13 protein-coding genes are annotated in these 21,207 nt (G+C 72.9%); 5 read left to right on the plus strand and 8 right to left on the minus strand.

Translation table 11 applies throughout. The features are described from left to right. Positions 1-105 precede the first annotated feature (105 nt). From ACH5A8_RS06590 to ACH5A8_RS06615, 6 genes are all read right to left on the minus strand, one after another. Entirely contained in the window at positions 106-1,239 is a 1,134-nt protein-coding gene (locus ACH5A8_RS06590) for a glycosyltransferase (protein ID WP_398998668.1), read from the minus strand. Beyond that, positions 1,236-4,109, minus strand: a complete 2,874-nt coding sequence (locus ACH5A8_RS06595) for a CDP-glycerol glycerophosphotransferase family protein (RefSeq protein ID WP_398998670.1) — start codon at positions 4,107-4,109, stop codon at positions 1,236-1,238. Before ACH5A8_RS06595 ends, ACH5A8_RS06590 begins: the two co-directional genes overlap by 4 nt. 158 nt (positions 4,110-4,267) lie before the next feature. Next, entirely contained in the window at positions 4,268-4,993 is a 726-nt protein-coding gene (locus tag ACH5A8_RS06600; protein WP_398998672.1) for a class I SAM-dependent methyltransferase, read from the minus strand. Positions 4,994-5,452: 459 nt separating this feature from the next. Beyond that, positions 5,453-8,017: a SpoIIE family protein phosphatase gene (locus tag ACH5A8_RS06605; RefSeq protein WP_398998674.1), complete on the minus strand. Its 2,565-nt coding sequence runs from the start codon at positions 8,015-8,017 to the stop codon at positions 5,453-5,455. A 367-nt stretch (positions 8,018-8,384) separates the two neighbouring features. After that, entirely contained in the window at positions 8,385-10,838 is a 2,454-nt protein-coding gene (locus tag ACH5A8_RS06610; protein WP_398998676.1) for an MFS transporter, read from the minus strand. 162 nt (positions 10,839-11,000) lie between these two features. Next, positions 11,001-11,444, minus strand: coding sequence for an SRPBCC family protein (locus ACH5A8_RS06615; protein WP_398998678.1), 444 nt, complete (start codon positions 11,442-11,444; stop codon positions 11,001-11,003). 191 nt (positions 11,445-11,635) lie between these two features. On the opposite strand from ACH5A8_RS06615, the gene ACH5A8_RS06620 reads away from it, so the two are divergent. The 3 genes from ACH5A8_RS06620 to ACH5A8_RS06630 all read left to right on the plus strand — a co-directional run bounded on the left by ACH5A8_RS06620 (position 11,636) and on the right by ACH5A8_RS06630 (position 15,344). After that, complete coding sequence (locus ACH5A8_RS06620; RefSeq protein ID WP_398998680.1) at positions 11,636-12,790, plus strand: Rv2578c family radical SAM protein; 1,155 nt, start codon at positions 11,636-11,638, stop codon at positions 12,788-12,790. 224 nt (positions 12,791-13,014) lie between these two features. Beyond that, complete coding sequence (locus tag ACH5A8_RS06625; protein WP_398998682.1) at positions 13,015-13,530, plus strand: DUF3761 domain-containing protein; 516 nt, start codon at positions 13,015-13,017, stop codon at positions 13,528-13,530. A 197-nt stretch (positions 13,531-13,727) separates the two neighbouring features. Continuing rightward, positions 13,728-15,344 carry an alpha/beta hydrolase gene (locus tag ACH5A8_RS06630; RefSeq protein ID WP_398998685.1) on the plus strand — a complete coding sequence of 539 codons (1,617 nt, stop codon included), beginning with the start codon at positions 13,728-13,730 and terminating at the stop codon, positions 15,342-15,344. 226 nt (positions 15,345-15,570) lie between these two features. On the opposite strand, the gene ACH5A8_RS06635 is transcribed toward ACH5A8_RS06630, so the two are convergent. Continuing rightward, the gene (locus ACH5A8_RS06635; RefSeq protein ID WP_398998687.1) at positions 15,571-16,974 is read right to left on the minus strand and encodes a DUF4157 domain-containing protein; all 1,404 of its coding nucleotides are present in this window, start codon (positions 16,972-16,974) and stop codon (positions 15,571-15,573) included. Positions 16,975-17,369: 395 nt separating this feature from the next. Beyond that, positions 17,370-17,945 (minus strand): adenylosuccinate lyase, encoded by a 576-nt coding sequence (locus ACH5A8_RS06640; protein ID WP_398998688.1) that lies wholly within the window; start codon positions 17,943-17,945, stop codon positions 17,370-17,372. 406 nt (positions 17,946-18,351) lie between these two features. On the opposite strand from ACH5A8_RS06640, the gene ACH5A8_RS06645 reads away from it, so the two are divergent. Together ACH5A8_RS06645 and ACH5A8_RS06650 are read left to right on the plus strand one after the other, a co-directional pair. Continuing rightward, on the plus strand, positions 18,352-20,157 hold the full coding sequence (locus tag ACH5A8_RS06645) for a 3-hydroxyacyl-CoA dehydrogenase family protein (protein WP_398998689.1): 1,806 nt from the start codon (positions 18,352-18,354) through the stop codon (positions 20,155-20,157). A gap of 136 nt (positions 20,158-20,293) precedes the next feature. After that, complete coding sequence (locus ACH5A8_RS06650) at positions 20,294-21,112, plus strand: TetR family transcriptional regulator (RefSeq protein WP_398998691.1); 819 nt, start codon at positions 20,294-20,296, stop codon at positions 21,110-21,112. The last annotated feature ends 95 nt before the right edge of the window (positions 21,113-21,207 follow it).

Genomic DNA, 21,207 nt, shown 5'->3' on the forward strand with positions numbered 1-21,207 from the left:
GTGGTGTGTCGCGTGGCCATGGGTTCCCCGCCACCGGACCGGGAACCCGCGGCCGGCGCGCCCCTGGCCGGCGCTGCGCAGAGCGCCGGCCGCGGGCGTGCCGGGTCAGCGCTCCAGGAAGTCGAAGAGCTCTTCCCAGCGGCGGGTGATGGTGTCCGGGTCGAAGCGCCGCACGCTGCGCAGGGCCTGCTCGCCCATCGCGTCGCGCAGCCGCTCGTCGGACATCAGCCGTACGAGGTGGCGGGCGAGTTCGGTGGTGTTGCCGGGGCGGGCCAGCAGCCCGTCCTCCTCATGGGCGACGATCTCGCGGACGCCGGGCGCGCAGTCGAAGGCCACGCACGGCACTCCGGTCGCCATCGCCTCCAGCAGGACGAGGGGGAAGCCCTCGCCGCGGGAGGACTGGACGAAGACGGAGGAGGCGCGCAGCGCCCCGGGCACGTCGTCGGTCTGCCCGGCGAAGTCCACCGAGTCGTCCAGGCCGAGTTCGGCGCACCGCTGCCGCAGTTCGGCCTCGGCCTCGCCCCGGCCGTAGACGCGCAGGGTCCAGCCGGGCTGCTTGGCCACGGCCTCGGCCCAGGCGTCCAGCAGCAGGTCGACGCCCTTCTCGTGGGAGAGACGTCCGACGCTGACCACCGTCTTGGCGGTGCGCGGCGAGGGCTCGGCGGGCACGATCGGCAGCGGGTTGGGCATGAAGCCCATGTTGTTCAGGCCCTCGCCCACCCAGCGGTCGGCGTCCTCCTGGGTGAGGGCGAGCAGCCGGTCGACATCCTTGAAGTACCTCTTCACGCGGTCGAAGCGGGAGGACTTGCGGGAGGTGTCGAACGACTCGTGGGTCATGCCGATGACGGGGTGGCCGGCGGTGTCCGCGAGCGACACCCACTCCATCGCCCACACCTGCGGCACGATGATCACGGCGCCCGGCCGGGCGGCGCGGAACAGCGCCGTGAGCCGGGCGGCGGCCGAACGCATGTGGGTCTCGTGGCGGCGCACGGCCGGGTCGAGGGAGCCCAGCGGGCGGCGCGCCCGGGGGCGGCCGGGCGGCCGGCGGGCGTACAGCGTGACCGTCCGGAAGGGCGGAGTCGCGCCGAGGTCCATCGGGTGGTTGGCCGGGGAGACGCCGATGACGGTGACCCGGTGGCCGCGTTCGGCCAGCAGGCCGGCCAGCTGGGTCTGCCAACGGCCCACGCCGCCGAGTTCGTTGACCTCGTTGGCCACGAAGAAGATGTCGCGCTGGGTCATCGGGTCTCTCCCGCGGGGCCGAAGAAACGGTCCACGATCTGCGCCGCGGCGTCCCCGCGGTCGTACTCACCGTACTTGTCCACGAACTCCTTCAGCCGCGCCTCGTACCGGGTGCGCACGGCGGTCAGGTCGTCGAGCACGGCGAAGAGTTCCTCCGGGGTGCGCGGGACGGGTCCCGGCGCCTCGGTGAGCAGGTCGAAGTAGGTGCCGCGGGTGTCCTCGGCGTACTCCTCCCAGTCGTAGGCGTAGAAGACGATGGGGCGCCCCAGGAGCGCGTAGTCGAACATCACCGAGGAGTAGTCGGTGATCAGCGCGTCGGCCAGCAGCATCAGCGGGGTGATGTCCGGCTCGCCGCTGACGTCGATCACACGTCCGGCCACCGACGGGGGCAGGGTGACGCGGTTCAGGTAGTGCGCCCTGACGAGGAGGACGCAGTCGTCGCCGAACCGGGCCGCGAAGTCCTCGGCGTCGAAGGGGAACCGGAAGTCCTGGACGCGGCCGTCGCGGGCGCGGAAGGTCGGCGCGTACAGCAGCACGCGCCGGCCCGGCTCGATGCCCAGGCGTTCGGCGAGTTCGCGCGCCTGCGGGCCGTGTGTCTCGCTCTCCCGGGCCCGCACCAGCGCGTCGTTGCGCGGGTAGCCGGTGCGCAGCAGCTTGTGCTCGGGGATGCGGTAGGCGCGGGCGAGGGTGCGCACGTCGTGCTCGCCGCGGACCACGAAGTGGTCGAAGCGGTCCAGCGCCTGCTGGTAGGCACGCTGCTCCGTCTCGGACAGCATCCGCAGCCCGGGCTCGTCGAAGCCCATCCGCTTCAGCGCGGAGCCGTGCCAGGTCTGGATGTACGTGGTCTCCGGGCGCTTGGTCAGGCGCAGCGGGTAGCCCTGGTTGTCGATCCAGTACTCGGCCTGGGCCAGCGCCTTCAGGTACCGCCACGACCAGCGGCGCACCAGTTCCACGTCCGTGGGGAAGCCGCGGGGCCGGTCGCCGGCGTAGGACCAGATGGGGGTGACGGGCGTGCCGCGACGGCGCAGCTCCTCGAAGACGGCGCGGGGGCTGTCGCTGTACTGCTTGCCGAGGTGGCTCTCGAAGACGACGGTGCCCTTGCGCACGGGAAGCTTGGTCAGCATGCGCTCGTAGACCTGGAGCTTGCGGGTGCCGGAGTTCAGCTCCTTGCGCAGGGCGCGCGCCTTGCGGTAGGCGCTCTTGGCGACGCGCGCGGGGCGGCCGTGCAGGTTGCGTTCGACGGCGGCGCGGCCGGTGCGGGCCAGCCGGCTCTCCTGGGTGAGCCGGAAGGCGAGGTGGCCCTTGGCGGACACCTGGGCTTCGAGGCGGTCGGCCAGGAGCCGGGTCAGCCGCGGCCGGACCGGCACGGACTCGGCGTCCTCCAGGTCGACGGCGCCGACGGTGAGCCTGCTGGTGGTGCGCTTGCCGTCGGCGGTCAGGTGCAGCCGTACGTCCCAGACGTCGTCGATGACGCCGAGCGGCCTGAGCAGCCGGGTCAGCGGGACCTCGGCGCGCCAGGTGATCGCGTCGCCCTCGTGGCGGGGGGCGGGCACCGGGAAGCGGAAGGTCTGCAGGCTGCGCCGGCGGGCCTTGAACTCCAGCTCGGCGGTGAGCCGCGCGTCCGCCGCGACGGTGTGCAGCGGGTTGACGATCCGGCCGGCGAGGGTGACGTCGCCGCCGTGGACGGTGTACTCGGTGAGCCGGTTGCGCAGGAACATCTGGTTCAGCCGCTTGGCGTGGTAGCCGAGCGGGGTGACGTCCAGGACGGTGCGCATCTCGGGGTCGTCGAGGTGGCGGTCGCTCCAGTAGACCCGGCCGTCGTGCTCGACCAGCGGCGTGGCGATCTTGCCGCGGTTGAGCAGCGCGTCGATGGCCGGCATCAGGTCGGTCCAGTCCTCGCGCAGCATCAGCTGGGCGCAGATGGCGTGGATCTTGTCGAGTTCGGCGTAGGCCGCCTCGGGGAAGTGCTGGACGTAGCCGCGGGCCAGCTCGGCGAAGCGGTGCCGGTAGCCGTCGTCGAGGAAGGGCAGCTCCCGCAGGTACAGCACGAGGTCGTGCTTGAGGAACTTGATGTCCTTGCGCAGCTTCAGCTCGTCCTGGCCCTGGCGGTCCAGGAGGGCGTCGATGCGGCGGTGGATCTCGACCCGGTCGGCGAAGTTGCTGATCTCGCCGCGCCGGTTGCTGATCGACTTCACGGCGGTCTTCTGGACGACGTTCCAGTGGTAGACCGTGTTGGGGATGAGGGTGATCCGCTCGGCGGCCAGATAGGCCTGGGCGGAGAAGAGCAGGTCCTCGTAGTGGATGCCCCGGGGGAAGGCGAGGTCGTTGTCGAGGAGGAAGCCGCGCCGGTAGCACTTGTTCGTCGACAGGGTGTCGAAGACGAAGAGGTCGGGCAGCTCGGCGACGGAGTCGAGGGTGCGGGTGCGGCGGTACAGCCACGGGTACCAGAGGGTCCGCTTGCCGTGCCGGTTGTCGGTGTGAACCCGGACACACAGGCCGGAGACCAGGTCGGCGCGGGTACGGTCGGCGGCCTCGACCATGTTGCGGCAGGCGTTCTTCTCCAGCGTGTCGTCGCTGTCGAGGAACATCACGTAACGGCCGCGGGCGACCTTGATCCCCTGGTTGCGGGGCTCTCCGCAGCCGCCGCTGTTCTCCGGCAGCCGGATCGCGCGGACCCTGCCGGGGTGGGCCGCGGCGAGCGCCTGCGCGACCTCGAAGGAACCGTCCGTCGAGCAGTCGTCGGCGATGATCACCTCGACATTGCGCAGAGTTTGCTCGAGGACGGAACCTACGGCCGTCGGAAGTCTCTCTTCGTCGTTGTAGACGATGACGACAACACTGACGTCCGGATCGGGCGCGACGGTCGACACGGCCACCTCTCGTCTCTGTTCCGTTCGGGATGCGGCGGGGTGGACGTAACCCTACAGGCTGTAGGGGGAGCGACCTTCCCCCACCCCCTCCAAACTACGTCAATGCGACAATACGCCACCGGCCGGACACGTAGGGCGCTGCGGCCGCCGCCGACCCGTCACCGCACGTGTTCGGCCACGAACCAGCGCGACGGCAGTTCGATCCGGCTGCCGTCCGGCGCGGACTCCGCGGTCACCAGGGGTGTCTCTCCGCTCGCCAGGACGGTGAGCCCCGCCGAGCGCAGATACCGCGGCACGGCGTCGTCGGGCACCTCGCCGGGGGCTATGCCGTGCCGCAGCACCGGCTCGACCTTGGGGGGCGGGCCCGCCGGGCCCCGCGCCAGCCGGCCCAGCACCGCCCGGGCCGCCTGGGACGGCTCGACGAGGAAGGCCCGGCCGCGCTCGCCGACGAGCGTCGCCAGGACGTCGGCGAAGGGCTGCCGGTCGTCCGGCTCGCACTGGTGCAGGACTCCCCTCACATAGACGTGGGCGTCGCCCAGCTCGGCGTGCAGGGCCTCGGCCGCGGTCTTGTCCGTGGCGTCCATCACCCGGTACGCGGCCCGGTGGGCGGGGTCGGCGCGCCGGGCCTGCTCGACGGCCGCCGCGGCGATGTCGGCGCCGACGACGCGGGGGAAACGGGTGGCCAGGTAGCGGGTCTGGGTGCCGTTGCCGCAGCCGAGGTCGACCAGGGGCAGCCCGCTGTCGGTGAGGTACGGCTCGAAGAGACAGAGGTGGCGCCCGGCGGTCACCTCGGGCTCGGCGTCCCAGAACACCGCCCCCTGCCCTTCGGGCGCCTCGCTCCAGAAGCCCTCCCAGGACTGCCGGTACCGACTCGTCACGCTCATGCCCAACTCCCTTGGGTCTGGCGGAAATCCGTCGTGAGTGACGGGCCAGTACGGTCTATCGCCCCGGGGGCGGCCTCACAAGCGCCGGGGCTCACCCGCACGCGCCCTCCTTCCCCGCGCACACCGGCGCACGCCTGCGGGCTCGGACGCCCGCGAACTCGGACGCCCGCGAACTCGGGCAGCTGTGGGCTCAGGCGCTCGCCGGCGCGGGTACGCGTGGGCTCGGGCGCTCGCCGGCGCGGGTACGCGTGGGCTCGGGTCCTCGCCGCCGCGGGTACGCGCGGGCTCGGGCACTCGTCGGGCATGGGTGCTCGTCGGGCGGCCGCGGAGAGGTCGCGGCGGGGCGTCAGCCGGACGGGGGGCATGAAGCGGCAGGGGGCGTAGCGGCAGGGGGCCTCGGAGGCCCGGGGACGTCTGCGGCAGCGACGTCAACGGCAGGGGGCGTCAGCGGCGGGGGCGTCAGCGGCGGGGCAGGGTCAGTTCGAACCAGACCGTCTTGCCGCCGCCGGTCCGGCTGGCTCCCCACTCGCGGGCCAGGGTGCTGACCACGCGCAGACCGCGCCCGAACTCGGCGGACGGGCCGGCGTTCAGCAGCGTGGGCAGCTCGTGGTCGTCGTCGTCCACCTCGCACAGCAGGGTGTCACCGCGGATCAGACGCAGCTCGACGGGCCGGCCGCGGCCGTGCCGTACGGCGTTGGTGACGAGCTCGCTGACCATCAGCTCGGCCGCGTCGGCGAGCCGGGGCAGCCCCCACTCGTGCAGCTGCTCACGGACCACCGCGCGGGCGCGGCCCACCTCGGCGGGTTCGCGGGCGAGCCGCCACTCGGCGACGTCGTCCGGTGCGATGCCGTTGAGACGCGCCATGAGCAGGGCCACGTCGTCCTTGCGGCCCTCGCGCGGGTTCAGGGCGCGGATGATGGTGTCGCAGGCGTCGTCCATGGAGGCGGCCGGATGGGCCGCGGACTCGCACAGCGTGGCCAGCCCGACACCGATGTCCTCGCCGCGCACCTCGACCAGCCCGTCGGTGCACATCACCAGCCGGTCGCCGGGCGCCACGCGCACCCGCACCGCCTCGAAGGGCACCCCGCCCACGCCGATGGGCGCGCCCGTGGGCAGGCCGAGCAGCTCGCTGCGGCCGTCGGCGCGCACCAGCACCGGCGGGATGTGGCCGGCGTTGGCCAGGTGCAGCTCGCCCGCGATCGGATCGTAGACGGCGTACAGACAGGTCGCGAGATAGGTGTCGCCGAGCCGCTGGGCGAGGTCGTCGAGGTTGCGCAGCAGCTGGGCGGGCGGCAGGTCGAGCGCGGCCATGGTCTGCACGGCCGTTCGCATCTGGCCCATCATCGCCGCCGAGTTGAGGCCGTGGCCCATGACGTCGCCGACGACCAGGGCGGTGCGGGCGCCGGGCAGCTTGACCGAGTCGAACCAGTCGCCGCCGACCCTGCCGAGCAGGGTGCCCGGCAGATAGCGGGTGGCGATGTCGCAGCCGGCCATCCGGGCCGGGATGTGCGGCAGCATGCTGTCCTGGAGGGTCTCGGCGACGCTCTCCTGGAACGTGTACATCCGGGCGTTGTCGAGCACCAGGCCCGCGCGGGCGGCGAGTTCGGCGCCGGTGACCCGGTCCATGTCGTCGAACGCGGCGCGCTCGGGGTGACGCAGCAGGATCATGAAGCCGAGGACGACGTTGCGGGCCTTCAGCGGGACGACGAGCATCGAGCGGTGGGTGATCAGCGGCCGGATGTCGCGCTTGTCGAACTGCGAGGCGATGGCATGGCCCATCTCCTCGCCGATCCGCGGCACGAGGACCGGCTCGCCGCTCGTCATGCACTGGAAGAACGGCGTGTGGGCGGGGAACGGCATGGCCTCGCCGACCGGCACGACGTCGTCCCAGCGGCCCGGCTCGTCGGTGTGCTCCAGGGCCACCCGGTGCCACATGGTGGTGGTGTCGGGCACCCCGTCGGGGAACCCCTCGCCGGCGACGACCTGTTCGCGCAGATAGGTGCCGGCCACGTCGGTGAAGCGGGGCACGACGGCCCGGCTGACCTCCTCGATGGTCCGCGCCAGGTCGAGCGAGGTGCCGATCCGGCCGCTGACCTCGTTGAGGAACTCCAGGTGTTCGCGGACGGCGGCGTACTCGAGGTCCACGCCCTCGTCGTCGGCGAGTTCGGCCGGCACGGGCAGTCCCTGGGCGACGGCGCGGGCCGCCCGCTCCCGGCGCGCCCTGCGCTCGGCCCGCCGCGGCACGCCCCAGTCGGGGGTGACGGGAACCCGGTCGCTGTGGCTGAACTCCACTACCGGATAGCCGAGTTCGAGGACCTGGGAGACGATGCGGGCGCTCTCGCCGACGCTCATGCTGGGCAGGATCTCCGGCAGCCTGCGGGCGAGCTCGTCGGCGCCGGGGAAGTCGGTGTGCAGCGCGAAGGCGGGCGCGACCCGCTCGAACGTCCCGGGGGTCACGGCCGCGGCCGGCGGCGCCTTCCGGGCGGCCGGGACGGCCGGAACCGTGCCGGTGCGAAGGGCCGGTCCGCTCCCGCCGTCCGCCACCGTCCCGCCGGCCGCGTCACGGCGCAGGGCGTCCGCGTCGGCGGCGAGCACCAGCAGCCTCTCCCGGCCGGGGCCCACCAGCGGGTACGCCCACCACAGGACGTCGACGCGGCCCCGGCCGGCGACGGTCAGCCGGGCGCGGCCCGCGGCCGGGTAGGACAGTCGTCCGCCGAGGGACGTCTCCAGCCCGGGTCCGAGCCCGTCGAAGGCGGCGTGGGCCCGGTCCCGGTCCGCCACGTCGTCGTCCTGGTCGGGCAGGGCGCCGGAGACGGGCAGCAGGTCGGTGGCGGGGAGGCCGATCGCCTCTTCCTTGGCGGTGCCGAAGAGCCGCCGCGCGCCCCTGCTCCAGTGCGACACCAGGCCGTCGTGGTCGACGACGACCACGGCCAGCGGGACGCGGGCGGCCGCGGCGTCCCCCGTCACGGCATCCCTCACCTCCGCCTGGCCGGGAGGCACGTCGCTCTCGGTGCCACGGTCCATGGCCCAGGCCCCTCTCCCCACGGCTCCGCAAGATCTGTTCCCCCGGTCACCACGGTACGGCGCGGGCCGGGCGCGACGCCCGGCGAATACGCGAATTCCCTCGGGTTCCCTCTGGCCGGACCCGGACGCCTTCCCTCGGGTTCCCTCTGGCCGGATCCGGACGCCTGATCCGGTACGGCGTCCCGCCGCGTCCCCCCACCGGCCCCACCATCACGTCACTCCCCCGCACTCGGGTCCGGAGTCCCTGCCGGGCTCCGCCGCCGGATCCCGTACGGGCCGGTGCGGCGTCACCCTGATCCGGCGACCCCGTCGCGCCGGTTGCGGCGGGGCCCGCCGGATCCGTCCGGTGGGCCCCCCGGCGGCCGGGTCAGTCCTCGTGGCCGAGCTGGAGGTCGCGTTCGGTGCGTCCCCCGCCGGCCACCTGCAGCACCGTGGCGACCGGCGGATAGCCGGCCGCGATGACGGTGTACTCGCCGGAGGACAGGTCCACGAAACGGAACGTTCCGTCAGCTCCCGTGGTGAGGGTGTCGACGACGTTGCCGGCGGCGTCGAGGAGCGTCACGCGCGCCTCCTCGACCGGACGTCCGCCGCTCGCCCGGACGGTCCCGCGCAACACGGCGCCGCCCGCGAGCTCGACGTCCTGACGGGTCTCCCGGGAGGCCTGCACGCTGACGGGCAGCGCCGCCGGGCGGAAGGCGGGCGCACTCGCGGCGAGGGTGTACTCGCCGGCGACCAGTTCGGTGATGACGTAGCCGCCCTCGCGTCCGCTGCGGGTGCTGGCGACCACCTCGCCGTGCACGTTGGTGAGGGTGACGGTGGCGTCCCGTACGGGGGTCCCGTCGGCCGTGCAGACGGCGCCCGCGAGGCGTCCGGCGCCGCCGAGGACGACGTCGAGCTCGACGGGCCGTTCGCCGACGGTCACGGAGACGGCCTGCGGCTGGTGCCCGCCGGCCGCGGCGATCAGGACGTACGAGCCGGTGCCGGGCGTGGACAGCGCGTACCGTCCGTCCTCGCCGCTCGCGCCCCGGCCGATCTGCTGCCCCGCGACGTCGATGAGGGTGAGCGCCGCACGGGGTACGACGGTGCCGTCCGCGTGCTGCACGGTGCCGCACACGGGGACGCCGGCCGGGTACGGCGTACGGGCCTGCGGCACGGAGACGGGCGGCGGCGCGGGGACGGCCGGCGGCGCGGTGTCGGGCTCGAAGGCGGACGGGGTCGGGGTGTTGTGGGACACCAGGGGTTTCTCCTTGAGGAAGAAGGCGATGATCAGGCCGAGGACGAGCACCGGCACCAGGTAGAGGAAGATCCTCGGCATGGCGTCGGCGTACGCCTGGACGTAGGCGTCGCGCAGGGCCGGCGGGAGCGCGCGCACCGTCTGCGGGGTGATCGACTCTGGGTCGGGGAGGGCGCCGCCCGCGCGCGCCGGGATGCGGTCGCGGAGGGCGTCGGTGAGCCGGCCGGCGAAGAGGGTGCCGAAGACGGCGGCGCCGACACTGCCGCCGATCTGCCGGAAGTAGTTGTTGGCGCTGGTCGCGGTGCCGAGGTCGGCGGGGCGCACGGAGTTCTGCACGGCGAGCACCAGGACGGGCATCACCAGGCCGATGCCGGCGCCGAGGACGGCCATCCAGACGCTGTAGTGCAGCCGGGGCGTGTCGGTCTCCAGCCGGGACAGCAGCCACATGCCGACGGCGGCGAGGGCGGCGCCGAGGAGCGGGTAGATCCGGTAGCGGCCGGTGTGGCTGATGAGCTGGCCGGAGACGATCGACGCGCCGACGATGCCGCCCATCATGGGCAGCATCAGCAGGCCGGACTCGGTGGCCGAGGCGCCGTCGACCATCTGCAGGAACGTGGGCAGGTAGCTGGCCGCGCCGAACAGGGCCACGCCGATGACGAGACCGACCAGGCCGCTGACGTTGAAGACGGAGTCCCTGAACAGCCTGAGCGGGATGAGGGGTTCGGCGGCGAAGCGCTCGGTGACGACGAAGAGCACGGCGGCAGCGGCGGCGCCCGCGCCCAGGCCCCAGATGACGCGCGAGTTCCACGCGTACTCGGTGCCGCCCCAGCTGGTCAGCAGCACCAGGCAGGTGGAGGCGGCGGCGAGCAGCAGCGCGCCCAGGACGTCGAAGCGTGCCCTGGCCCGCGGCCTGGGCAGCTTGAGCACGGCGGTGACGACGGCCAGGGTGACCAGCCCGAAGGGCACGTTGACGTAGAAGCACCAGCGCCAGGAGAGGTGGTCGGTGAAGTAGCCGCCGAGCAAGGGGCCGGCGACGGAGGCGAGACCGAAGGCGGCGCCGATGAGGCCCATGAACCGGCCGCGCCGCCGGGGCGGGACGATGTCCGCGATGATGGCCTGGACGCCGATCATGAGCCCGCCCGCGCCGATGCCCTGCACCGCGCGGAAGGCGATCAGCTGGTCCATGGTCCCCGCCCGGCCGGCGAGCGCGGAGCCGACGACGAAGACCAGGATGGCGAACTGGAAGACGCCCTTGCGGCCGATCAGGTCGCCGAGCTTGCCGTAGACGGGCAGTCCGACGGTGGCGGTGAGCAGATAGGCGGTGATCGCCCAGGACATCTTGTCCAGGCCGTGCAGCTCGCCGACCACCTTGGGCAGGGCGGTGGCGACGATCATCTGGTCCAGCGCGGCGAGCAGCAGCGCGAGCATCAGCCCGAAGAAGACCAGGCGCACCCGGCGGGGGCCGAGCCCGGCGACGGCCTCCGGCGGTGCGGCGTCCGGCGGGGCGGCGCGGGTCTCAGGGGGCGCGGCGCGGGTGTCCGGGGGCGCCGCCACCGGTTCGTCCTGCACCAGAGTGATCCCGCCCACGTACCTCTCCCTCGTCGTGCCTGCCGCGCAATTTCCGCGCATGAAGCGACAACTACGGGCAGGTGCGACGAGTTACGGCATATCGCCGGACAGGACGGTGAGATCACTCGAACCGGTGACGCCCCAACAGGAGCCTCCGCGTGGGGAGTTGAGGATGCGGGGCTACTTCTCGACCTCGGCGGCGAGCTTGTCGAGCAGGGTGTCGTAGATGCGACCGAGGCCCTTGGGGGCGAACGTCTTCTCGAAGAAGCCGCCGATGCCGCCGGCGCCCTGCCAGGTGGTGGTGACGACCACGCGGGACCTGCCCTCGCCGGCCGGGGTGACCCGCCAGGTGGTGACCATGGAGGAGTTGCGGTCCTTCTCCACCAGCTCGCCGTCGGTGGGCTCGGTCACCTCCAGGAGGCAGTCGCGGACGCGCTTGCTGGTGGCCTGCAGCTTCCAGTGGACGAGGGTGCCCTCGCCGTCGCCGCCCTCGCGCACCTCGTACTCGCTGAAGTGCTCGGGCAGCAGCCTCTCGCGGGTGCCGCTGTAGTCGGCGAGGGCGTCGAACACCTTCTCCGCGTCCGCCGCGACGACCCGCTCCGTAGTGGCCTCGACCTGCGCCATGGGGTTCCTCCAGGACATCCGTTGTCAGGGTTGGGGCAAGCCAACCACCCCCCTGCCCGGCCGCCCAAATCGGGGTGCGGCAAGTGATCGCGGGAGCCCGCGGGACGGTCGCGAACGGCGCTCGGACGATCGTCCGCACGATCAAGGGAACGTGTGTTCTATTCTGTGCCCAGTGCTACCGAGGAGGTGTCATGCGCTGGGACAACCTCACAGCGAACCCCGCGGACTCCGATCCCCCCACCGGCCCGGGCTCCCCCGCCGACCCCGCGGGCCCGGGCTCCCCCGAGGGCCCGGCAGGCCTTGGCTCCCCCGACGGCCCCTCGGGTCCGCCGGGGGCCGGACGCGAGCGGTCCGACGCCGCGCTGTTCGGCGCGGACGCGGTCACCACCCGCACGTTCGACACGCCCGAATTCCGCGGGATCACCTTCCACGAGATCCGGGCGCGTTCGATCATCAACCGGGTCCCGGGCGCCTCCCGCATGCCGTTCGAATGGACGGTCAACCCCTACCGCGGCTGCACGCATGCCTGCGTCTACTGTTTCGCCCGCAAGACGCACAGCTACCTGGACCTGGACACGGGCCTCGGCTTCGACAGCCAGATCGTGGTGAAGGTGAACGCGCCCGACCTGCTGCGCCGCCAGCTGGCCTCGCGGCGCTGGCGGGGCGAGCACATCGCGATGGGCACCAACGTCGACTGCTACCAGCGCGCCGAGGGCCGCTACCGTCTGATGCCGGGCATCCTGGCCGCGCTGCGCGACCACGCGAACCCCTTCTCGATCCTGACCAAGGGCACCCTGATACTGCGCGACCTGGACCTGCTCACCCAGGCCGCCGAGGTCACCGACGTCGGCGTCTCCGTCTCCGTCGGCTTCACCGACCCCGATCTGTGGCGCACCGTGGAGCCGGGCACCCCGGCCCCGGAACGCCGCCTGGACGTCGTCCGCACCCTCGGCGAGCACGGCATCGGCTGCGGGGTGCTGATGGCGCCGGTGATCCCCTTCCTGGGCGACCACCCCGACCAGCTGCGGGCGACGGTACGGGCGATCGCGGCGGCCGGGGCCACCTCCGTCACACCGCTGACGCTGCACCTGCGCCCCGGCGCCCGCGAGTGGTTCATGGCCTGGCTCGGCCACCACCACCCGCACCTGGTGCGCCGCTACGAGCGCCTGTACGCCGACGGGGCCTACGCCCCCAAGTGGTACCAGCGCCGCGTCACCCGCCAGGTCCACGACCTGGCCCAGGAGTACGGCATCGGCCCGACCCGCCCGACCGGCCACCGCCGGATCCCGCCGCGGCGGCCGGCCCCCGCCCCTTCGTCCGAGCCCGTCCAGCTCTCCCTCATCTGACACCGCGCCAATTCGCCGTGTGTGACGTTTGATCAGGAGCGTTGCGCGAGGCGTTTGTTGTGTAGATGATGTGTAGATAGTGCGGGTAACATGAAGGCACGATGGCGTCCTTGCGGCACTCGGGTGCCCGGACGTCACGAACGGGTGAACCGCCGCACCGACGCGGCGCACCGCACCGCGCGGCCCGCCGCCGTCGGCGCCGGCCACACTCCCTGGGGGGACACATGACCAATCCGTACGCCATGCCGCCGCAGCCGGTCCGGCCCGCGCCCAAGTGGGCGCGGAAGCGGTACGCGTTGCCCGCGCTGGGGCTCGCCCTCTGCGTCGGCGCGGGCATCGGCGCCGGCGGGCAGGACAGCGGGAGCGACGCCAAGCCGGCCGCCGCCAAGGTGCGGCCGGCGGTCACGGTCACCACCACGGCCACCGCCACCGCCACCGCCACGCCCACGGTGACCGCCACGGAGACGGTGACCGCCACGCCGACGGCCGTTCCGACGGTGACGGCGACGAAGACGGTCAAGGTGAAGGTGACCGTCACCGCGCACGCGGCCGCGGGCTCGGGGAGCGGCGGCTCGGGGTCCTCCGGGGGCTCCGGTTCCGGCGGCGGCTCCGGCTCGTCGGGCGGTTCCGGCGACGGGAACGGGGCCACCGCCCTGTGCAACGACGGCACCTACTCCTACGCCGCCCATCACCAGGGCGCCTGCTCCCATCACGGCGGTGTGGCCGTCTTCTACAAGTAGGCCGTCTTCCGCCAGTCGGCCCGCTCGTTCGCATCGCTTCGCCTCTCACTCGTGCCGTGATCGTTCGAGCGCAACACGCGGCCCAATTGGGTCAAGAATTGTCGGAACACGTTCTTCCAGGGGAGCTTTCCGGGACGATGCGGCGAGGATCGCGAGACCCGCGGTCCGCAGCCTCTCCGTCCCCGGAGGATCCATCCATGAGAAAACGCGCTGCCGTGCTGTACGGTGCCGTCGTCGTCCTGGCCGGTTCCGTCACGGCCGTCCCCGCCGAGGCCCGCACGTCACATGTCGCGGCCGCCGTCCCGGTCGGCAAGGTCGGCTGGAAGAAGTGCGGCACCGCCGACCACCCGACCCTGGAGTGCGGCTCCGTCCAGGTGCCGCTGGACTACGCGCACCCGACCGGGCGGAAGGTCACCCTCGCGCTGTCCCGTGTGCCGCACACCGCGAAGACGTACCAGGGTCCCCTGCTGGTCAACCCCGGCGGCCCCGGCGGCAGCGGGCTCTCCCTCGCGGCCTTCGTGGCGTCCGCGCTGCCCAAGGCCGTCGCGGCCCAGTACGACGTCATCGGTTTCGACCCGCGCGGGGTGGGTGCGAGCAAGCCCGCGCTGGACTGCGCCCCCGGTTACTTCAACGCGGTGCGCCCGGACTCGGTGCCGAGCACGCCCGCCCTCGAGAAGGCCAACCTCGACCGCGTGAAGTCCTACGCCGCGGCCTGCGGCAAGAAGTACGCGGACCTGCTGCCGCACATCGACACCGTCGACGCGGCGACCGACATGGACTCCATCCGGCGGGCGCTGGGCGCGCAGAAGATCAACTACTTCGGCTACTCCTACGGCACCTACCTCGGCTCGGTGTACGCCAAGCTCTTCCCCGAGCGCGTGCGCCGACTGGTCCTGGACTCCGTGGTCGACCCCACCGGCGTCTGGTACGACGACAACCTCCAGCAGGACTACGCCTTCGACGCCCGCCACCGCGCCTTCATGGCGTGGATCGCCAAGTACGACTCGACCTACCGCCTCGGCACCGACCCGGCCCGGGTCGAGGCCAAGTGGTACGCCATGCGGGCGGCGCTCGCCAAGAAGCCCGCGGGCGGCAAGGTCGGCGCCTCGGAGCTGGAGGACACCTTCATCCCGGGCGGCTACTACAACGGCTACTGGCCCGACCTCGCCAAGGCGTTCGCGGCGTACGCGAACGACAAGGAGACCGGCCCGCTCGTCGAGGCGTACGAGACCTTCGGCGCGGTGGACGCCTCCGGCGACAACGGGTACGGCGTCTACGCCTCGGTGCAGTGCCGCGACGTCTCCTGGCCGCGGGACTGGCGGCAGTGGCGCGAGGACAACTGGGCGGTGTACGACAAGGCGCCGTTCATGGCCTGGAGCAACGCCTGGTACAACGCGCCGTGCGCCTACTGGCCGACCGCCGCGAAGCGCCCGGTGAACATCGCCAACTCGAAGCTGCCGCCGGTGCTGCTCTTCCAGGCGACCGACGACGCGGCCACCCCCTACGAGGGCGGAGTGACGGTGCATCGCCTGCTGGCCCGCTCCAGCCTGGTCGTCGAGCAGGGCGGCGGCAACCACGGCATCACGCTGAGCGGCAACACCTGCCTGGACAAGTACCTGGCGGCGTACCTCACCGACGGCACGGTGCCGCGCGGACACGGTGGCGCGGCCGACGCGGTCTGCCGGAAGGTCCCCGACCCGAAGCCGCAGAGCGCGAAGACCACGGCCACCAAGGTGGCGGCCGACCCGTCCTCCGGAGCGGCCGAGTCCTCCCCGGGTGCGACGCTGCACACCCTGGTGCGCTTCCACGGCTGAGCGGCCCTTCCGCCGGACGTGGTCCGGCACCTGACGGAGCCTCGGTACGTGCCGGACGGACGTCGGCGAAGGAGAGGACGGCGCGGGCGGTGTGCGGCCGCCGCCCGCGCGTGCCTCGGGGCGTGCGAAGAACCGGGGGGTCAGCGCCGTTCGGGGAGGTGGCGCAGGGACCGTACCGCCGCCCCGGCGAGGGCGGGGGTTCGCCGCGGCCGCGGCGCTCTCGCCGTCACGAGAGACCGGAGTCGTCCGGCGCCACCACCGTCACGTCCTCGACGAACAGCTGGAACAGCAGTCGCGTCACATCGCTGTCGCCGAGGGACAGACTGAAGGGCCCCTTCTTCTCCTGCTTCAGGCCGACGTACCCCGCGAGGATCCCTTCGCCGGCGGCCCCTTCCTGGAAAGTGCGGTTCTGTGCCTCGAAGTGGCTCCTCATGTGATACGGCGTGCCCGTCGCCCCGGACACCGCCATGTACTCGGGGTCGAAAAGAAGCTGGTGCGCGCCCGGCTTGAGGGTGAACTCCACCATCACCTGCCGGTCGGGAGACTTGTAGTACTCCGCGGCCTGCTCGTAGTCGCCCAGGTGGTTCCTCGTGGGCAGGAAGCCGACCTGACCGTCCTTCTGCGCGGCGCGGAAGCTCTTCGTGACGCTGTCGCCGGTGTTGTCCGCGTCGGTCAGCCAGTCCTCCGTGGACTGCTTCTTCCCCTTCCAGGCCATGATCGCTTCGGCCTCGTCCCTGTCCATCGTCCTGTAGAGCTTCAGGCGCCCGGTCTCGCTCGTGTTCGCCAGTTGACTCAGGAGTTTGGCGCCGACACCCGTCAGGATGTCCTCCAAGCGCCTCGGAGTGCCCTTCTTGGGCTTTTTCTTCTTGTCCGCCTGGGAAGGCACGATCGGCTTCCCCGCACTCACCGCCTTGTCAGCCCAGTACGCGCTCCCCAGGACGGACTGCACTTCCTCGTCGCGCTCCACCCGTTGCACCGCCGGCGCCGTCGCGGCGCCGCCCGCGACAGCCCCGGAGCGGGCCCCGTGAGGGACGGCCCGGTCCGTCGGCGTCCGACGGGAGTCCGTGGACCGCTGCACTTCCGGCCGGGCCGGGAGCGGAGCCGCCAACACCCTGTGCGCGTTGGCCTCGGCCGCCCGCTCGAACCGGTCCGAAGGGTCCGACACCCTGACGCCGTCGCCGTGGTCGGTACCGGCCACAGGCCCCTGGCGCTGCTGGATGACGTGGGTCAGTTCGTGGGCCAGGGTGTGCTTGTCGTCGCCGCGGTCACCGAGGACGACATGGTGGCCGGAGGTGTAGGCACGCGCGCCCACCTCGGCCGCCGACGCCTTCGCCGCCGCGTCGTCGTGGATGCGGACATCGGAGAAGTCCGACCCGAGACGGGCTTCCATCTCCTCGCGCACCGGGCCCGCGAGCGGCCTGCCGGACGTGGCGAGGACGTCGTGGACGGCCGAGCGCTGCACCTGCGTCACCGCGGGAGCGGTGGTCCCATGGCCGCAGCCGGCGCCGTGCTGGTGCCGGTCATGGGGATGACCGGCCAGCTGGAGCATCCGCAGAACCGCCGCGTTGCCGGCGGTGCGCTGCAGCGCCGGGATCCCGGTCTGCTGAGCGGGGGCGGGGACCCTGGACACCGCGGGCTTCTTGTCGGGACTCTGCTCCGACTCATGCGCATGAACCACTGGCTGTCTTCCTGTAGTCGTACGGGGTCACGCTCACGACATAGGAACACCGGCGGCTTCGGGAAGGGCAGCGCGTGCAGACGGAAGGACACCATTCCCTACCCCTAAGGTCCTGTGGGCCCGCGTGGGGCTTCGCCCGGCACGTCGAGGCGGTCCGCGGCCCCGCCGCTGCGGCCGGCCCCACGCCGTGCGGCCCCGCACGTCCCGGCGGGCTCTCGCGGCCGAGCGGCCGGATCACGGCGGGCCGACGCCTCGTCAGGAGCGCGATCCGGCAGTTCGGGCCCGTCAGGTCGTCGAGGATCTCCGCCGGCGCCTTGCCGCCCCCGAAGCCGCTTTCGACGGCCGGGTCACCCCTGCTCCGGGATGCCGGCCAGCGCCCGTACCGCCGCCTCGGCGAGGGTGGGGTGGGCGAGGGCCTCGGTGAGGACGGGGCGGGCGCGGGCGTCGGCGAGTTCGCCCAGACCCTCCACACAGGCGAGGGCCACGCGGCGGTAGGGGTCGTGCGGGGTCAGGCGGCGCCGCAGGGTGGTGATCAGGGCGGGGACGGCCTCGGGGGCCCGCAGCCGTGTGAGCAGGCGCACGGGGTGCAGGGCGTAGGCGACGCGGAGTTCGTTGGTGGCCAGGGCCGCCGCCGCCCGGGCGGTGCGCGGGTCGCCGAGGCGGGCCAGGGCGTACGCGGCGGCGGCGCAGCGCTGCGGGTCGCGGTGGTTCAGAAGCAGGACGAGGGCCTCGAAGGCCCGCCGGTCGCCCGCGAGGCCCAGCCGGAACGCGGCCAGTTCCCGCGCCCACAGCGGCTGTCCCGGGGCGGTGAGGACTTCGGCCAGTTCGTCCTGGTCCTCGGTGGCCTCCAGGTGCCGGTACGCCGCCGTCCCGCCGGACTCCTGCCGTAAGCGTTCCGTGAGTGATCGCGACTCTTCGTCCACGGCAGCCAGCGTAGGGGCGGGGAGGGCGGTGCGGGACCCGGATCACAAACTCGAAGGGGTGGCGCGCTCGTTACTCACCGGTTAAGCTCAGACGAGCGAGTTACCCGCTCGCATCGACTCGCAGTGGCCTGGTGACGCAGCCGCCGCGAGTGTTGTCGGTTCGGTGCGCCCGGCAGGGCTGGATTCGGCCCGTACCGCATGCACCGCAGTAGGACCCGGCTCCGGGACAGGGCCGGTCGCTCTTCTGCCGCTGCCCGGGCGTGTGCGCGCCCGCGGCGACCGGCACCGGGCGTGTGCGCTCGTAGCCCGGCGACACCCGCATCTCCTTTCCCTCACGCACCCGGTGCGCTCCTCGGCGCACCCGGTCGCGTTCCCAGTCGTCACCCCTCATTTCTGGAGTCCCGCGATGGCCACTCCCCTCTCCGACAGCCCTCTGTCCCCGCTGAAGACGATCGCCGTGGTCGGTCTCGGCACCATGGGCGCCGGCATCACCGAAGTCCTCGCCCGGGCCGGCCGCGAGGTCGTCGGCATCGACATCAGCGAGGCCGCGGCCGCCCAGTGCGTCGCCGCCCTGGAGGCCTCCACCGCCCGCGCCGTGGCGCGCGACCGTCTGACCGAGCAGGAGCGGGCGGACGTCCTGGCCCGGGTGCGCACCGCCACCGACCTGACCGCCGCGGCCGACGCCGACCTGATCATCGAGGTGGTGCCGGAGTCCTACGAGATCAAGCAGCAGATCCTCCGCGAACTGGACGGCATCGTGCGGCCGACGGCGATCCTGGCCACCGGCACCAACGCGCTGTCCGTGACCCGCCTGGCCGCCGACTCGGCCCACCCCGAGCGCGTGCTCGGCCTGCACTTCTTCAACCCGGCGCAGGCGATGAAGCTGATCGAGGTGGTCTCCTCGGTGCTGACCGCCCCGCAGGCCGTCGCCGCCGTCACCGACCTCGCCCTGGAGCTCGGCAAGGAGCCCGTCGCGGTCGGCGACCGTCCCGGGTTCGTCGCCGACGGGCTGCTGTTCGGCTACCTCAACCAGGCCGCCGCGATGTACGAGGCGAGGTACGCCTCCCGCGAGGACATCGACGCCGCGATGCGGCTGGGCTGCGGACTGCCGATGGGCCCGCTCGCCCTGCTGGACCTGATCGGCGTGGACACCGCGCGTACGGTCCTGGAGGCCATGTACGCCGAGTCGCGCGACCGGTTGCACGCCCCCGCGCCGATCCTCAAGCAGCTCAGCGAGGCGGGTCTGACCGGCCGCAAGGCGGGCCGCGGCTTCTACACCTACGAGGCCGCGGGCAGCGCCACCGTCGTGCCCGACGCGCTGACCCCGCCCAAGGGCGGCGCGCTCACCGGCGGCCGTCCGGTCCGCTCCGTCGGCGTCGCCGGCTCGGGCACCATGGCCTCCGGCATCGCCGAGGTCTTCGCCAAGGCCGGATACGAGGTCGTGCTCGCCGCGCGCAGCGCGGAGAAGGCGCAGGCCGCCAAGGCCCGTATCGGCACGTCCCTTTCGCGCTCTGTCGACAAGGGGCGGCTGACCGCCGAGGCCGCCGCGCGGACCCTGGACCTGATCACGGCGACGGGCAGCTACGACGACTTCGCCGACGTGGACCTGGCCGTGGAGGCCGTCGCCGAGGACCTGGCCGTCAAGCAGCAGCTGTTCGCGACGCTGGACAAGGTCTGCAAGCCGGGCGCGGTGCTCGCCACCACCACCTCCTCGCTCCCCGTGGTCGCCTGCGCCCGCGCCACCTCGCGTCCGCAGGACGTGATCGGCATGCACTTCTTCAACCCGGCGCCGGCCATGAAGCTGGTCGAGGTCGTGCGCACGGTGCTGACGGCCGAGGACGTGCACGCCACGGTCCGCGAGGTCTGCGGGCGGATCAAGAAGCACGCGGTCGACTGCGGCGACCGGGCCGGCTTCATCGTGAACGCGCTGCTGTTCCCGTACCTCAACAACGCGATCAAGATGGTCCAGGAGCACTACGCGACGCTGGACGACATCGACGCGGCGATGAAGCTCGGCGGCGGCTACCCGATGGGGCCCTTCGAGCTGCTGGACGTCGTCGGCCTGGACGTCTCGCTGGCCATCGAGAAGGTCCTGCACCGCGAGTTCCGCGACCCGGGCCTGGCCCCGGCGCCGCTCCTGGAGCACCTGGTCGCCGCGGGATGCCTCGGCCGCAAGACGGGCCGCGGCTTCCGCGAATATGCCCGCCGCTGACCGGTCCGGCGACCGGTTCCGGGACGGAAGGGAGTGGGGCGGTCTGCTGGACCCGGCCGCCCCGCCCCCGGCCGCCGGCGACGGAGCGGGCCGGGGACCCGCGCGCCGGGCTGCGCGGATGCAGTACGTTCGGGTCATGCCCCAGCCCGCCAAGTCCTCACGCACCCCCGCCACGCCCGACGCTCCGGAGAGCGCAGCGGGCTCCCGCGCGGCCGCCCAACGGCTCAAGATGCGCCGGGAGCTGGCCGCCGCCGCGATGGAACTGTTCGCGACGAAGGGGTACGAGGCGACCACGGTCGACGAGATCGCCGCGGCGGCCGGGGTCGCCCGCCGCACCTTCTTCCGCCACTTCCGTTCCAAGGAAGAGGCGATCTTCCCGGACCACGACGACACGCTGGTCCGCGCCGAGGCCGTCCTCAACGCGGCCCCCGCGCACGAGCACCCGCTCGACACGGTGTGCCGGGGGATCAAGGAGGTCATGAAGATGTACGCGGCGCGGCCGGAGATCTCGGTCGCCCGCTACAAGCTGACCCGCGAGGTGCCGACCCTGCGCGAGGCGGAGATCGCCTCGGTGGCCCGCTACGAGCGGCTGTTCACCCGCTATCTGCTGGGCCACTTCGACGAGCGCGCGCATGCCGACGACGCCAACGACGACCCGCTGCTCGCCGAGGTCGCCGCCTCGGCGGTGGTGACCGCGCACAACCACGTGCTGCGGCGCTGGCTCCGGGCGGGCGGCCAGGGGGACGTGGAGTCGCAGCTCGACCACGCCTTCGCGATCGTCCGCAAGACGTTCGGCACCGGGATCGGGGCCGGCCGCAGCACCCCGCCGCCGGCCGCGGCGCCGTCCGGCGCGACGGTCTCCCACCAGGGCGAGGTCCTGGTCACGGTCGCCCGTACGGACGCTCCGCTGGACGAGGTCATGCGCACGATCGAGGAGGCCCTGAAGGGCCGCTGAGAGCCGTTGCCCGTCAAGCCGCCCCAGGGGGGTCGGCGGGTCTCGGTCCATGGGCGGGCGCGGGTGTTCCGCAGCCCTCGAGGCGGGCCCAGGGC

Source organism: Streptomyces sp. NPDC018610 (genome assembly GCF_044391765.1).
Lineage (GTDB): Bacteria > Actinomycetota > Actinomycetes > Streptomycetales > Streptomycetaceae > Streptomyces.

Coding starts and splice junctions, on each gene's coding strand:
- ACH5A8_RS06600 (WP_398998672.1), bottom strand. CDS start 4,993: ATGAGCGTGACGAGTCGGTACCGGCAGTCCTGGGAGGGCTTCTGGAGC.
- ACH5A8_RS06590 (WP_398998668.1), bottom strand. CDS start 1,239: ATGACCCAGCGCGACATCTTCTTCGTGGCCAACGAGGTCAACGAACTC.
- ACH5A8_RS06615 (WP_398998678.1), bottom strand. CDS start 11,444: ATGGCGCAGGTCGAGGCCACTACGGAGCGGGTCGTCGCGGCGGACGCG.
- ACH5A8_RS06645 (WP_398998689.1), top strand. CDS start 18,352: ATGGCCACTCCCCTCTCCGACAGCCCTCTGTCCCCGCTGAAGACGATC.
- ACH5A8_RS06625 (WP_398998682.1), top strand. CDS start 13,015: ATGACCAATCCGTACGCCATGCCGCCGCAGCCGGTCCGGCCCGCGCCC.
- ACH5A8_RS06630 (WP_398998685.1), top strand. CDS start 13,728: ATGAGAAAACGCGCTGCCGTGCTGTACGGTGCCGTCGTCGTCCTGGCC.
- ACH5A8_RS06620 (WP_398998680.1), top strand. CDS start 11,636: ATGCGCTGGGACAACCTCACAGCGAACCCCGCGGACTCCGATCCCCCC.
- ACH5A8_RS06605 (WP_398998674.1), bottom strand. CDS start 8,017: ATGGACCGTGGCACCGAGAGCGACGTGCCTCCCGGCCAGGCGGAGGTG.
- ACH5A8_RS06650 (WP_398998691.1), top strand. CDS start 20,294: ATGCCCCAGCCCGCCAAGTCCTCACGCACCCCCGCCACGCCCGACGCT.